This window comes from Candidatus Cyrtobacter comes (genome assembly GCF_034470605.1).
Classification (GTDB): Bacteria; Pseudomonadota; Alphaproteobacteria; order Rickettsiales; family Midichloriaceae; genus Cyrtobacter; species Cyrtobacter comes.
Map to the genome: position 1 here is coordinate 1 of NZ_JARGYT010000007.1, position 13,987 is coordinate 13,987.

General features: G+C 33.5%; 11 protein-coding genes and 1 other RNA gene. 7 read left to right on the plus strand and 5 right to left on the minus strand.

Annotated elements, in window-relative coordinates; genetic code table 11:
• Positions 1-1,108: 1,108 nt before the first annotated feature.
• Both Cyrtocomes_RS00985 and Cyrtocomes_RS00990 read left to right on the plus strand, forming a co-directional pair.
• The gene (locus tag Cyrtocomes_RS00985) at positions 1,109-1,237 is read left to right on the plus strand and encodes a hypothetical protein (protein WP_322497350.1); all 129 of its coding nucleotides are present in this window, start codon (positions 1,109-1,111) and stop codon (positions 1,235-1,237) included.
• Positions 1,238-1,248: 11 nt separating this feature from the next.
• Positions 1,249-1,722 (plus strand): peroxiredoxin, encoded by a 474-nt coding sequence (locus Cyrtocomes_RS00990; protein ID WP_322497351.1) that lies wholly within the window; start codon positions 1,249-1,251, stop codon positions 1,720-1,722.
• Positions 1,723-2,216: 494 nt separating this feature from the next.
• Here Cyrtocomes_RS00990 and Cyrtocomes_RS00995 read toward each other — a convergent pair whose 3' ends face one another.
• The 3 genes from Cyrtocomes_RS00995 to Cyrtocomes_RS01005 form a co-directional block, all read right to left on the minus strand.
• Positions 2,217-2,378, minus strand: a complete 162-nt coding sequence (locus Cyrtocomes_RS00995) for a Sec-independent protein translocase subunit TatA/TatB (RefSeq protein ID WP_322497352.1) — start codon at positions 2,376-2,378, stop codon at positions 2,217-2,219.
• A 135-nt stretch (positions 2,379-2,513) separates the two neighbouring features.
• The gene (locus Cyrtocomes_RS01000; RefSeq protein ID WP_322497353.1) at positions 2,514-4,472 is read right to left on the minus strand and encodes an aminopeptidase family protein P; all 1,959 of its coding nucleotides are present in this window, start codon (positions 4,470-4,472) and stop codon (positions 2,514-2,516) included.
• 2 nt (positions 4,473-4,474) lie between these two features.
• Positions 4,475-5,554, minus strand: a complete 1,080-nt coding sequence (locus tag Cyrtocomes_RS01005) for a mechanosensitive ion channel family protein (protein ID WP_322497354.1) — start codon at positions 5,552-5,554, stop codon at positions 4,475-4,477.
• A gap of 322 nt (positions 5,555-5,876) precedes the next feature.
• Between Cyrtocomes_RS01005 and Cyrtocomes_RS01010 the strand changes: the two genes are divergently transcribed.
• Entirely contained in the window at positions 5,877-7,406 is a 1,530-nt protein-coding gene (locus Cyrtocomes_RS01010) for a coiled-coil domain-containing protein (RefSeq protein ID WP_322497355.1), read from the plus strand.
• Positions 7,407-8,118: 712 nt separating this feature from the next.
• On the opposite strand, the gene tilS is transcribed toward Cyrtocomes_RS01010, so the two are convergent.
• Positions 8,119-9,381 carry a tRNA lysidine(34) synthetase TilS gene (gene tilS, locus Cyrtocomes_RS01015; RefSeq protein WP_322497356.1) on the minus strand — a complete coding sequence of 421 codons (1,263 nt, stop codon included), beginning with the start codon at positions 9,379-9,381 and terminating at the stop codon, positions 8,119-8,121.
• A gap of 33 nt (positions 9,382-9,414) precedes the next feature.
• On the opposite strand from tilS, the gene Cyrtocomes_RS01020 reads away from it, so the two are divergent.
• Together Cyrtocomes_RS01020 and Cyrtocomes_RS01025 are read left to right on the plus strand one after the other, a co-directional pair.
• Entirely contained in the window at positions 9,415-10,563 is a 1,149-nt protein-coding gene (locus Cyrtocomes_RS01020) for an FAD-dependent monooxygenase (protein WP_322497357.1), read from the plus strand.
• 3 nt (positions 10,564-10,566) lie between these two features.
• Positions 10,567-11,376, plus strand: coding sequence for a pyruvate, water dikinase regulatory protein (locus tag Cyrtocomes_RS01025; protein ID WP_322497358.1), 810 nt, complete (start codon positions 10,567-10,569; stop codon positions 11,374-11,376).
• Between the two features lie 280 nt (positions 11,377-11,656).
• Here Cyrtocomes_RS01025 and rnpB read toward each other — a convergent pair.
• Positions 11,657-12,018, minus strand: an RNA gene (gene rnpB, locus Cyrtocomes_RS01030) — RNase P RNA component class A.
• Positions 12,019-12,513: 495 nt separating this feature from the next.
• Between rnpB and Cyrtocomes_RS01035 the strand changes: the two genes are divergently transcribed.
• Both Cyrtocomes_RS01035 and Cyrtocomes_RS01040 read left to right on the plus strand, forming a co-directional pair.
• Positions 12,514-13,227 carry a Bax inhibitor-1/YccA family protein gene (locus Cyrtocomes_RS01035; RefSeq protein ID WP_322497359.1) on the plus strand — a complete coding sequence of 238 codons (714 nt, stop codon included), beginning with the start codon at positions 12,514-12,516 and terminating at the stop codon, positions 13,225-13,227.
• A 414-nt stretch (positions 13,228-13,641) separates the two neighbouring features.
• Complete coding sequence (locus tag Cyrtocomes_RS01040) at positions 13,642-13,968, plus strand: HesB/IscA family protein (protein WP_322497360.1); 327 nt, start codon at positions 13,642-13,644, stop codon at positions 13,966-13,968.
• The last annotated feature ends 19 nt before the right edge of the window (positions 13,969-13,987 follow it).

Here is a 13,987-nt window from a genome sequence, read left to right on the forward strand (position 1 = left end):
GGAAACAACCTTTTATCCATCTAAATACCATATTTATCGCCTCCAATATAATATTGCATCTTTTCCATTATTTGGCAAAACCTTTGTTAACAGTGCCTAATCACCATTCTTCTCTATATCAATTGAGGCATCGTCATAAAAGGATAGATTTTGTTATGTGATAGCATGACAATGAATGAATGTGAGCAACTCTATGAATGGATGTAAATTTTGCTCTAACAAAACTATGGTCAAGAATGGTTATAGTCAAGCAAAGGTATAGGTGCAAACAATGTGGAAAGAATCAGATTGAATAAAAGAATAAAATACACGCTCAAAGAGAAGTATATGGCTGTATCTTAACAATGTTGGCTTTCGAGCTAAGATAATGAATATACAGTTTCAGATAATACACGGCTGGATTCGCAATGCTGGAAAAGCTGTAGAAAAGGAAGTTGAGAGCATTGATAAATCAGCAAGAGATATTCCTATTCTAGAGAGCTATATACATAAGTTCAAAAAAGACTTGCGCATACGAATTTAGCTTGATAGGAACAGAAATGAGATTATTGCACATTATATAGGAAATGGATCCGCTGGATCTGCAAACGAATTACAAATAAAGCATCATAATATCAGAATTATAGCTACAGATGGAAATTACAGTTATAACAAAATAATACCAAAGAGAATCAAGCATATAGTATAGTAGATAAACTTGCTTAGTAGAAGCTAAAAACTCTAGTCTAAGGGGCTCGATTAACAAGAAATGTTACTCTAAATGCATGCTCAGGATGGCTATGTGGAGGTTTAGAGATTTGGCGTTATCTATCTATGCATGACAATGCCTTAATTGAGTATCTCGTATTTACATTAGTTAATTCTCAATAAATTTTATATATTTGATGGGTTATTTTTAAAACGTTCTTCCTAAAGATAACCTCAGTTAATGCAACCTTGTTTCTATAGGAAATTTATAATATCTAGTCTTATACTATTATTATGAGTAAAGCTGAATCTATAAACCTCCTAGGGCTAGATGGGACAAAAATATCTAAAATATTAGATTTTGTATTTAATCTTATTGGCAGTATACTAAAGAAAAGACAAATTCCTATTTATAGGATTTATGACCTTCGAGGTTAAAAATTTGCTAGCAATGGAAATAAAGACTACTAAGTGGGCTAATGTTTTTGCACAAAGAGCGCTTTCTTTTATAGTGTGGAGGAGGATCATTAAAAACTCTGCAAATGTTTAATTGTATTAAAAATGAATAATGTATTAAATAAAGATCTTGGAGATAAGGCGCCACAATTTGAAGCTGAGTCTACTAAAGGAACAATATCATTAGAAAATTATAAAGATAAGTACATTGTCCTTTACTTTTATCCCAAAGATATGACTCCAGGTTGCACAGTCCAAGCTAATGAATTTAGTTCTCTTTATGAGCAATTTAAAGATCTAGATGCTGAAATTATAGGTGTCTCAAGAGATACAGTCTCCTCTCATAACATCTTTTGTGAAAAAGAAAATATAGCATTTCCATTAATATCTGATGCTGACAGTAATTTATGTAATTTATATGGTGTATTGAAGGAAAAGGTCAATTTTGGGAAAAAATATATTGGTATAGTAAGAAGTACATTCCTTATAGGGAAAGATCAGAGCATTATAAAAATATGGAATAATGTAAAAGCACAAGGGCACGCTGCTGAAGTACTTGAGGCCATAGAAAAACTTTGAGTATAAAAGATTATGAATGGCTGTAAGTGATAGCCATTGTGATTCGTTAGAAAATAAGTAACTCTTTTACAAGGAGGGCCTTTGTATCAATAAGATCAAGGTACTGCAAGATTTATTAATAAAATACACCAAGGATCACAGGAATCTTTATGCTATAGCTATTTGAGTTGAATGAGCATAGGCCATAATATAGGCTATCTATCTACCTCAAATAAAACAGCCGTATATAGCTAAGATAGTATAAAATGGCGCAATAATTACTCTAGCCTCTTAACTCCTATTTTATATGAAGTTTTATACTGATTTAGCTATATCACAAAAATCTGAGAGGCATCCTCGTGTGGGCACCTTTTCGCAAATAATTTAGCGCATCTAATCATAGCTATATTCTCGTTGTATATACTAGCGGAGCAGTATTACGCTACAAGGGTTTTTGGTTTTTCACTGTGAATTACAGAGGTCTTATGTAATAAGCTAGGATCCTCTCAGGTTTTTTATTTATCATCATTATCTTTATTCTCTGTACCATTAACAGCATCCCTAAGTGCCTTTATACCTTTTCCAACATCTTTCATTAAACCAGGTAGCCTATTAGCTCCAAATAGTACCAACACTATCAACAATATTAGCAATAGCTCACCAACTCTTCCGCCCATAGAAAAGACACGAAATATAATTATAAGGAATTATACTGAAATTTAAATGCTTTTAAATAGCCTTTATTGAACATTATTATTCTGTTAATAAGCTCTCTGAGCAGTTTTTGATGCCAATAGCGAATTATTTTCTAATCATCTTGATACTAAACTATTTCTCTTAAAAAAAGACAACTCTTCTTCCGATAAATATCGACCTATTTCACTAAGTGTTTTTTCATTATATTCGTTTAACCAATTTACTTCTTGTTCAACGAGCAGTGTGGTATCTATTAATGTGTTTAATATCGGTACAACAGTTAAGGTTTCAAAGCATAAAAATTTATCAGTTAATTTTTTTATATACATAATATTTTCTATTCTTATCCCATACTTTCCCTCTTTATAAAAACCAGGTTCGTTTGAAAGAACCATTCCCTCCTCCAGTTTTATCGTATTTTTCATATTTATACTTTGTGGGCCTTCATGTACTGATAAAAGGTATCCCACTCCATGACCAGTTCCATGGCCATAATCAGAGAATTCTTTCCATAAATCGAGTCTTGCAAGTACATCAATGTTTGATCCGCTTGTGCCTTCAGGAAATACTGCTTGAGCGAGCCTTATGTGACCTTTTAGCACTAATGTAAACATTCTTTTTTGTTCCTGGGTCGGTATTCCAAGACACATTGTTCTTGTCATATCCGTTGTACCATAAAAATACTGCCCACCGGCATCTAGCAAATACAACCCATCTTTTGTGATGCTTACATTATGTTGAGTGCTATAGTGTATCATGGAGGAATTGCTACCAAAGGCAGAAATAGTTTCAAAGCTATTTGAGATAAATTCTTTAAATGATGTTCTAATCTTTAAAAGCTTATCAGCAGCGGAGGATTCAGTGCTATGCTGCTGGCTATATAGCCAATATATGAACTTGCTTATTGCTGCTCCATCTATAACATGGGCCTTTCGTATATTTTCTATCTCTGAGGGTGTTTTTATTGCTTTGAGTTGCTCTATTATAGAGGGCTTCCTTATAGATAACTTAAACTTATTTACAAAATAAGAAATGGTATATTTTGGATCTAGCTCTATACTCTTTTCTGCAATTTTTGAGCAAAAATTCTCCATTTCATTAATATTAAAGACTTTTAAAAAGCTTTGTTCTATTAACTCGCTTGGTAATGTAAAATCTGTAAAAAGATAACAATCACCATTATTTTTAGCCAAAAATAAATAGCCAGATACTATTGGTGTATATAATGATCCATTGCCCCTAATATTTAATAGCCAGCATATTTCATCTGGATTATTCGAAAAAAGAAAATCACTGTCTTTGTCAATTTTTTCCAATATTTTTTTAATCTTAGAGTTTATGTCATGGTCCGCTATCAAATAAGAGGTATAACTCTTTGCATCATTAGGTTTTATCTGGTTAAAAATTTTGTTATTGCATTGAGTCTCTTTAGCAAAAAGATGCAAAATGGCATCTATATTATTTTGCCTATTAATACTCTTTTCTATTTTTTTGTTATAATGGCGAATTATTCTAAGAGGTATATTATGTAGCTTTATTTGCGATAATAAGTCTATATCTTTATTTGTGAATATGAAATCATTGCTGATTAATTCAATTAATCTATTAATTCCTAAAAGTTCTATTTTATTTTTTGAGAAAAGCTTTTCATAATACTCTACATTTGAAACTGTATGTAACATTGGATCATAGCCCAGTACGGTATTTGAAAATAGTAGCAGCGCATCTTGATATGATTGCTCGCTCATATCAACAACTAAGATTTTTTTAGGAAAATTCAGATCATAAACAAGTGCTAATAGCTGATTTTCTGCAGCAGATTGATACAAATCAAATTCTTTTGATAGATATTCTTTTGCTTGCTCAATATATCGTTTATCCGTTGCAAAGAGGCAATGTGATCTATTTATTATAAGTAAACAATTTGAGCATTTAAAGCCCGTAAGCATTAAAATAGAATCTTTTTCTTGGGATGAATTGCCTGTATTTGATACAATAACACCATCAATTCCAAAACTTTCAGCATTAGATAAGACGATATTTCTCCTTATTGCTCGTATAGTTTTTTCTTTCATAATTAGTGTTCTAAAAGTCTATGATCTTTTGCAAGTTCAGTATGATTTTCCCTTATAATTTCAACGGCTCTGATAAAAATATCATTTTTAAGATTCGTAACGGACATATCCTCAACATCATAAGAATAACATGTAATATCTATTCCAACTACCTCTTTAGAAAGATCATGAATTTCAACATAAATTCCCTTAGATTCAATTATCTTATTTATTTTGATTAATTCAGATTTTAAAGATTCTATAATGGTTCTTATAGAAGAAATTTGTACTATCTCCACATCAATATGTATCATTAGCTCAGAGTGTTTTGCTCTTGATATATTTTCAACAGTAGATGCGCAAAACATATAATTTGGTATATATACCAATTTTCCAGCAGGTGTTCTCATTGCTGTAATTCTCCATTCAATATTTTCAACATATCCGTAGTTTGACCCCTTTGGCATATTGTGTAGTTTTATTCTATCTCCAACAACAAATGGTTTATCTGAATAGAGCACTATCATACCAAAAAAACTTGCAAGCAAATCACGTATTGAAAAGCCAAGTGCCACACCACTTATTCCACTTATTGCAAGTATCGCGCCAACGCTAACGCCTACGGCTCGTAGTAAGAAAACCAATGTAATAGAGAATGTGAAGCCTTTTGCTATTTTGGTTAAGATTTCTATTGTAACTTTATCGTACGTATTGCCTGGATCCATGCTGATCTTTGTCATTTTCTTGCTTATGTTGTTGATAAGAGCAGAAAAATTTATTCCTGCTATAAGTGAAACAAGTATAAGCCTTACTGAATCCATGAAATTTAAGACAGGAATATGATATTGCTCAGAGATTAAGGTAAGTGATGTTGCAATGGACCACACCCATATAATCATTACTAATGGCTTTTTTATAAATGTGATTATTTCTTTATAAAAAGTATATCTAAGGAAACCATCTGGTATTTTTGTCAGTGCCTTACTAGCAAAAAATCTGAGTATGTTTGTGATAAGAAATGTAGATATGGCAATGAGGCCTATCTCTAGCATTAGTGCATTTTGATAAGAGGCTTTTACAAGTGATACTATCTCGCTATTCATCAAGGGGCCCTGAAACAAAAATCTTAATTTGAGATAATAGTACAAGTGGGTGATGTATGATAGGAAAAAGCGTAATTTTTAAATAAAAATTTGGCGATTTTTATCATGTTGCTATGTTGTATCAATAATTTTATTAAAAATTCTTTTAAGCAGAATTTTTTGTATTTTTGGTTATCTTCCTTCAAATTGTACTGATTCTATATTTCGCAAAATCTTGTTCGTAATTTAAGCGTTTTTCTTGGTAAATAGAGGTTTAGTTTGTGGTCATTTTCCACCAATCAGTTACATTAACCGACTTCTATAATTTTATTATCGATTATATATGCCTAAAGGAAGTACGGCTAAACGAGGGAGAAAGGCGCCTAAAAGAACTGATTCTGTTTTCCCATTTGTAAATGATTGGAACAGGAAAATAACTGAGAAGATGAGAGAAGATCAGAAAAAGAAGGAAGCGGCGGAGCATGGAGAGGTAAGTAAAACAGAGCAAGAAGTACAAAGAGCGCAGGAAGAGGCATTAGCCAGGAAAATGAAGGAAGATAGTGCAGGAGCACAAGTAGAGAAAAAAGAGTCTGGGAAAATAGTGGAAGCAAAGGATAAAACCCAACATGGTGTAAAAGAACTAAAAGCAAAGGATGAAACCCAACATGGTGTAAAAGAACTAAAAGCAAAGGATGAAACCCAACATGGTGTAAAAGAACTAAAAGCTTATATAGAGCTCAAAAATATGCTTGAATCATTGCATGCTAGACTTGAAAGAGAGCGAAAATCACTCAAGGAGCTTGAAGGGCAGCTTGAAACTAAGGGGGCTGATATAGATAAAGCAGTAAAAGAACATGATGATGCGAGTAGATTGTTTCAATGCGAAAATACGGTACAAGCTTGGCAAATAGCGCTTGGGAAGAAAGAAGCTGAACGTGACATAATGGTACAATATATTAATAAGCTTGATCAGCGTTTAAATGAACAGTTCGCTATGGCTAAAAAGCATCCTAAGGATTTGGAGAAGATTCATGCCGATATAAAGAAAATTACTGAGTTGCGTGATAAAGCACATAATGATCTCGAAACACTTAATCATGTATACTTAAGGATGTCTGAAAATTTGACTTGTGGTATAAATGCGTGGAGAAAATTTAAAAGCGCGCAAGAAGAGCATGCTAAGCTGACAGCAGGTATTGAGTATATAGATAAGAATATTAAGAAAATAGTTGGAGAAATTAATGATACTCTTATACAATTTAAAAAGACATGGGCCCCTGTTGAAGATGCTTTTTCAAGGATAAATGGAGAAGGTTATGTATCAACCCTAACAATAGATGCATTAATTAAGGATCTAGAAAAGGCTAATGGAGAGATAGCAGCATTGAGAGCCGCAGAGGCAAAGAAGGCAGCAAAGAATGCTCCAGAGGTAGCTTTGGCAGGGCGTCCAGAAGCAGAGCAGGCTAATGAGGGTGCAAATGCTATAAATGCTGCAGATGCTCCAGCGTTATTAAGAGAGCAAACAGGCAAGATCAAAAATTCACCAGTGGCTCCAGAGGTAGCTATAGAAACGGAGGAAAGAGCTGTAAACATTAGCCAACTAGCTGATAATCTAGGTTCTTTAATGAATATGACCTATACAATGCGTGCAGGGTTTGGCGAGTTCACAGACACACTTTCTAATGTATACAATTTGTTAAATAAAATGCCAAATAATGAGGGTGCTGATGAGGGCGCTTTTTCATTATTGACAGATACTGCTGTAGATGCTGTAAATCCACCAGGAGAGGGTTGTTTGTTACAGCTAGATGCTGTAGATGCTGTAGATGCTGTAAATGCTGTAAATGCTGTAAATGCTGCTATAATATGGTAATAATATAGCTTTAGTAAGTAAAGTTGGAGATAACGCATTAGAATATAAGTTTTGATTAACTTTATGCTCTAAAAATGTCTCTAGCTTTTTTACTTATGCTACATTTAATCATTATATATATTTCTTGCACTGAAGTTATGGCATTGTTAACAAATTAATTCTAGTTGTATAATATGCATACTAAATAAAGCTAATATAAGCATTATATTAGTAATTTTAAATATTATTAGCCAACCCATTGAATTAGAGTCATAAATCATACTATACTGTAGTATATGTTTATATTAATATATATATGATAAAAATTATTGAGCTAGGTACTGCTGACCAACTAATACTGGGAAGTGAAGGTAAGGGAATGGAGCAGAATCACCATAAAGACAATCATCATGAGGGCGAAGGCAAGCCTAGTGATCATAAGTGTAAATAAATTTACTTTAGTATTCGAAGTATTTTGTGCGCCTATCGTTTTACCCTACAATTAATCTACTTAATGTTGGGTAACTTGTGTGGCGTACGCATGTATTATAAACACAAAGGTTCGATGACTAAACCAGTAAAAATATGGTGCAATGAATAACTTTGTTGATCTTATGCTAATTAAAGCATCTCAAAGTTGTATATAGCGACTTTTGCTAATAAATAACTTTTATATACATCAGTATACTGCCTAGCCCATCAGTATCCATAAGTTTTAGTAGTGTCTCCATTCTTAGCAATATCGCACAATACATCTTGTATTGGCCTTTGTATTCGTAAAATTAGTAACTATAGGTAATAAGAGGCTATATAGTGGTTCATCATTATATAATAATACAGGTGTTGAGAACGCAGCAAGGCCCCTAAACATCTCTTTTTTCTCTTTATTATCTATTATATGGTTGTTTTTGATTTTGCCCCATACTTCAGGTGTTAGAGGTGATATTTTTAGGTTATTGATATCGCCTTCAAAAGATATCTCAAATCTTTTGTCCCAACAAACTGTATGATTCAATATTGTTATTGATTGCTCTATCTTATTAGGCTCTCTTATTATTAGTATCTCATCTTGATCACTACAGCATATAGTACCAGCAATGGTCCTCTTAAAGGGGGCGCAATCTTTTATAGCGGATAATATATTTTCAAGGTTTGTTAACCTAGGCTTATACTCAAAACTAGAGATTATGCCAAATACTTTAGCAAGTAGTCTTAATTGTAACTCCTCGTGCAGAATTAAGAATGTTGGTTTATTAATTATGATATATCCATATTTTGAGATATTGCATATCTTTTTAAAATACATCTCTGTTTGTTCTTCTAAAAAATGCCTCGCTCTACTTGCATTCTTAGCAAGTAAACATAATCTAGATATAAGAGTTTTGCTATCTTCAAACTTGCTTATTAAGTTTCTGAACTTAACTCTTTCAAATACTTCATTCTTATTTGATGGGTCATTAATCCAGGGCCAGTTGTTGGCTATTAAAAAATCCTCTATCTCTACTCTCTCAATAGTAATTAGTGGCCTTAATATAATAACACCATTCCATATATGCTCCTCATTTATACCGCAAATACCATCTATGCCGCTACCTCTATAAATTCTAAGTAGTACCGTTTCTGCCATATCATTTTTATTATGTGCGGTGCATACAAACCCTATCTTATTTTCGATACAATATTGAGTGATTATATTATACCTTTCTATTCTCGCTCTATGCTGTAGGTTTGATGTGTTTTCACATTTGGAAAATTTTTCAGACTTAAGTATTATAGTTTTAAATCCTTGCCCTTCTAGAAAATTTTTTACAAATACCGCCTCTGTAGCAGATTCACTCCTTATGCCATGATCTACCACTATACATAGTGGAAAAAATCCATAAAGCTTCATCCTGAGCGCAAGGGACATGCTATCTGCGCCACCTGAAACCGCAATTGCAAAATTATTATTTATTTCTTTTAGTTTATTTAAAAATTTTGGATTAAATACTATCATACGCCGGTAAATACTGTTTACGTGACAAATCAAATGAATATAAAAACTTCTGTGATAATTATAGGCTCTGGTTATTCTGCGCTAAGCACGGCCGTGGCCTTAAGTCAAAAGGGGATAGATGTTCTTTTGATTAGAAGAAAACATTATCCTAAAAACAGGTTATTTGCAATGAACTTAGAATCTTGCAAGTTTTTTGAGGAAATTGGTGTAACGAGTATAAAAGAATTTGGCACGCCTATTAATGGTATCATGATTGACCAATATAACTCTTCGGTATCTTTAAATTTTGATCCTGCAGAGGTAAATGAATCATGTTTTGGATATATGATAAAAGAAGCATATCTTATAGAGGATCTTCTTAAATTGAGTGAAAATATTAAAGAAAAATCTGCTGATATACCGTTCAGATTTAACATAAATGAATTTTCTTCAAATCTTATATTTGAAGATGGGGTGGAGATAAAAGGGGAGCTAATAATAGGGGCGGAAGGTAGAAATTCTACCACTAGGGATTACTGTGGAATAAGGGCAAAAACTCATGATTATAACCAAGTTGCTGCAGTTTTTGATATTGAACATTCGGTAAATCATCATGGGATTGCTATAGAGAGATTTTTTAGATCTGGTCCATTTGCAATTTTGCCTCAAAAAGGAGGTTTTACTTCCTCTATTGTATGGACAGAACGAAAAGAGGCGTCTTCGTTTTTTAATTCTGGTCAAACTGAATTAATTTCCTCTATTGTGCAAGAGCGTTGTGGTGATTATTTAGGAAATGTTAAGATAACAAGCGATATTCAATCTTGGATTTTAAGCTCATTAATCTCAGAATCGTTTGGTAAGAATAGGGTGGTCTTGGTGGGTGATGCTGCGCACTCAATACATCCAATAGCAGGGCAGGGGTTAAATCTTGGTGTTAAGGACATTAAGGCGATAGTTAAGATTTTATCACGGCGGAATGAAGTCGGGATGGATCTAGGGGCGCCTAAAGTACTTAACGAATATAACAAGGTAAGGAAACTAGATACGCAACTCATGTATTACATGACGAATTTCGTAGATAAAATCTTTAAATATAACAACGATTTATTATCAATTTTAAGGTCTATTGGATTAGAGTCGCTAAACTTATTTTCTCCAATAAAGAGAAAAATAATCAAATATGCGGCAGGCAGATATAATTAATTTATGGAAAAGGTAGTTGATCTATATCTTGTATCAGACTCTTCTGGCGAGACTGTAACCGCCGTTGCAAGATCTGTTTGTGTTCGTTTTGAAGGATTAGATGTTAGAGAAAAAATATGGCCATTAGTTAATTCGAAGAAAAGACTTGACGATTTAATGAGGAGCGCATCAAAAAACAAAAACTCGATTATATTGTATACTGTCTTTAATATAGACCTAGAGCAGCATCTACTGGATATGTGTAAAAATTATAATATAAGATGCATATCGGCAATAGGTCATATTATGGATTTTATTTCTACTATAACTGGAAGTATGCGCATAAGTTCCGGTATTCCAGGCATACAGCATAAAGCTATATATGAAAAAGCCATAGAAAGTATATCATTTTCTATAAGTCATGATGATGGAAAGCTTGCGCATGAATGTGATAATGCGGATATAGTATTGTTAGGGGTATCGAGGACTTCTAAATCTCCAACTTCTGCTTATTTAGCGCAAAAAGGTTATAAAGTTGCCAATATACCAATAATACAAGGAATAACGGTAAATCTTGAAAAGATAACAAATCCGCTGATTGTTGGGTTTACGATATCTCCTTACATACTTATGCATATAAGGTCTTCGCGTGGTGGTATGAAATTAGCCTATGCCTCATATTCTGATATACGGACAATTAAATCTGAAATAGTGGACGCAGAGAAGCTCTTTATGGAAAAAGAAATACCAACGGTAGATGTTAGCCTTAAAGCTATAGAAGAGATAGCTGCAGAGGTACTAAAGCTGTACTTTAACAAGATACGTAAAAGATGATTTGTTGCATTATTTGTATTAGGTAATAATTCTCATTTAAAGTCTAAGGGTTTGGTAAATGTTATACGATTTACCACTATCAATCCGGCATATCTTATCTTTGTTTTTATTGCAGAAACCATGGCTAAAATGAATGAGGGCACCGCCTAAATAGGCTTAAAAAATCTCTAAAAATGCTAACCATTTAAAAGTTTCTATGCCACTTTCTTTAGCTTGACAGAGCGCTGTGGATTGGGCTTTGCATAATTATATTTTTGAAAAATCTTAGTTATCAATAAATCTCTAAGGTAGAGCTATAAGCCGGGTTCTGTATTGGATGGCTATTTATCTTGGTGTAGCATTACTGCTTAACACTCATGCACCCTACCCAGTATAAACGCTCAAGGTCACGCGCCTCTCTCGATAAAAAGAGAGGTTATACTAATATGGGCTTGCTTAACGGTGGGGTTTACCATGCGGCCTCTGTCACCAGATTCCCGGTGAGCTCTTACCTCACCTTTTCACCCTTACCTCAATTAAGAGGCGGTATTTTTTCTGTGGCACTTTCCCTGAGATTACTCATCGCTGGGCATTACCCAGCACCGCAACCCTGTAAAGCCCGGACTTTCCTCTGCTAAAAGCAGCAGCCATCTGCTCTACCTTAGAGTATAATACCTACATTATGATGAATGCTTTTGTCTACGATTTTATTTTTAATTTACTATGTAGCTATATAAACCTATCAGTTATCTTGAATGGTTTAATATTAAGTACAGGTTAAGTATAGAAGTCGCTAATATTTTAGAATTATTTGTTGTTCAGTGGTTATTTGATGGGTCTTAATTTCCTCATATCAAAGATAGAAACTACAATGTTATTTTTGAATTTTGCGTAGCCTTGAGATCTATTATAGTTATATTAATCAGTATTTTATCAGTTAATAGGGAGGTCCTGTAAAAGACAATTTTGAATTCCGATAGGTAGCTGTCATATAAACAGCAAAAACAAAAGATGGCCAGCATTTTTACTAATTTAACCATGTAATAAGTTATACGGAAGCTATCTATGTTCATAAAAGTAATGGTGTTTGCTGCTTGACTCTATTGGCTATAATGTATAAACTCGCCGCTTAGGGTTATTGTTTTGTTGGTTTTGTTTATGGATTATACAAAATTTAAGACTTCTGCTGGTGTGATGGCTCAAGGTGATACTGGCCTAAGAAGCTATATGGTATCTGTTTTTAGAAATATGTCCTCCGCGCTTGCTGTTACAGCCGTGGTTGCTTTACTTGTTTCAAGCTCGGCGGCTTTGATGAGCGCTATATTTGATACAAAGCTTTTGTGGCTGGTTATCTTTGCCCCCCTCGGAATGTCTATTTATATGGGGGTTAACATTACTTCTATGAGTGTTAGTACTGCTAGGTTTTGTCTCTATATATATTCCGCACTTATGGGGTTGTCTCTTTCTTCAGTATTCTTATATTATACTGGTGAAAGCATAGTTAGAGTTTTTGCTATAACTTCCGTTGTTTTTGGTGCTATGAGTTTATACGGTAGCTCTACAAAGAGAGACCTGAGCTCTATTGCTTCTTTCTTGTATATGGGCGTTTTTGGAGTCATCGTTGCATCGTTGGTCAATTTATTCTTGCAAAATGGCTCTGTTGAATTTGTAATATCTGTCCTGTGTGTCATTATCTTTACAGTGATGACCGCGTATGATGTGCAAAGATTGAAGGATATGTATGTGAATTTTGGTGACAGCGGTGAAAGTGATGTTGCGCAAAAAATTGCTGTATATGGGGCTTTGTCTTTATATATGAATTTTATAAACATATTCATTAGTCTTTTGAGACTGTTTGGTGAAAGAAAGTAATAATTGATATTTTTGTTGGTGGGGGTGGCGGTTAAAAAATAAAGATCGCCCCTTCTGATCGTGTTCTTCATAGATAATAATCGGCTAGATACTAAATATTAGGCCTGTCTTTTTTGGTTGTATACTCGCGGTTTTTGAGACAAAGAAATAGGGAATCAACAGAGTTTTTGAATGCCTCTCTAGGTGCTGAAATGAGTGGAATATGAAAATATTTATGGTTTTTTATTGGGTGTTGTGATTTTCTTCTCTGAGAGATTGTAATTTATAGACCTTAGTAAGCTCTGATAAATTGTAGTTTGGGGAAATTATATCCTAAATATTTCTTATAAATAATTGCAGATTAATGGGTCTGCTTTGCCACAATTATACATTTATGCTATACTGGCGCAGACTTGCTACTTGAAATATCCAATTATGAATTCCTTCAATATTACAGATGGTGCATCTCTTAAGTTGTTAGAGTTACTAAAATCTGAATCTGAGGGTGCTAGATTTAGAATATCTATTATGGGTGGGGGATGCTCTGGATTCTCCTATAGTTTCTCTTTCGACAAATCCGTTAACGTTAATGATCAAATTTTTTCCAACAATGGAGTAGAAGTGATAATAGATGAAATTTCGATGAAATTTTTGCAAGGATCAACATTACTTTATAAAAGCACATTAGGCTCTGAGGCATTTGAGGTATCTAACCCAAATACTACTGCTAAATGTGGTTGTGGCAATTCATTTGCAGTATGATATCACTATATATACATTG

Coding starts and splice junctions, on each gene's coding strand:
- Cyrtocomes_RS01040 (WP_322497360.1), top strand. CDS start 13,642: ATGAATTCCTTCAATATTACAGATGGTGCATCTCTTAAGTTGTTAGAG.
- tilS (WP_322497356.1), bottom strand. CDS start 9,381: ATGATAGTATTTAATCCAAAATTTTTAAATAAACTAAAAGAAATAAAT.
- Cyrtocomes_RS00990 (WP_322497351.1), top strand. CDS start 1,249: ATGAATAATGTATTAAATAAAGATCTTGGAGATAAGGCGCCACAATTT.
- Cyrtocomes_RS01020 (WP_322497357.1), top strand. CDS start 9,415: ATGAATATAAAAACTTCTGTGATAATTATAGGCTCTGGTTATTCTGCG.
- Cyrtocomes_RS01005 (WP_322497354.1), bottom strand. CDS start 5,554: ATGAATAGCGAGATAGTATCACTTGTAAAAGCCTCTTATCAAAATGCA.
- Cyrtocomes_RS00985 (WP_322497350.1), top strand. CDS start 1,109: ATGACCTTCGAGGTTAAAAATTTGCTAGCAATGGAAATAAAGACTACT.
- Cyrtocomes_RS01025 (WP_322497358.1), top strand. CDS start 10,567: ATGGAAAAGGTAGTTGATCTATATCTTGTATCAGACTCTTCTGGCGAG.
- Cyrtocomes_RS01010 (WP_322497355.1), top strand. CDS start 5,877: ATGCCTAAAGGAAGTACGGCTAAACGAGGGAGAAAGGCGCCTAAAAGA.
- Cyrtocomes_RS01035 (WP_322497359.1), top strand. CDS start 12,514: ATGGATTATACAAAATTTAAGACTTCTGCTGGTGTGATGGCTCAAGGT.
- Cyrtocomes_RS01000 (WP_322497353.1), bottom strand. CDS start 4,472: ATGAAAGAAAAAACTATACGAGCAATAAGGAGAAATATCGTCTTATCT.
- Cyrtocomes_RS00995 (WP_322497352.1), bottom strand. CDS start 2,378: ATGGGCGGAAGAGTTGGTGAGCTATTGCTAATATTGTTGATAGTGTTG.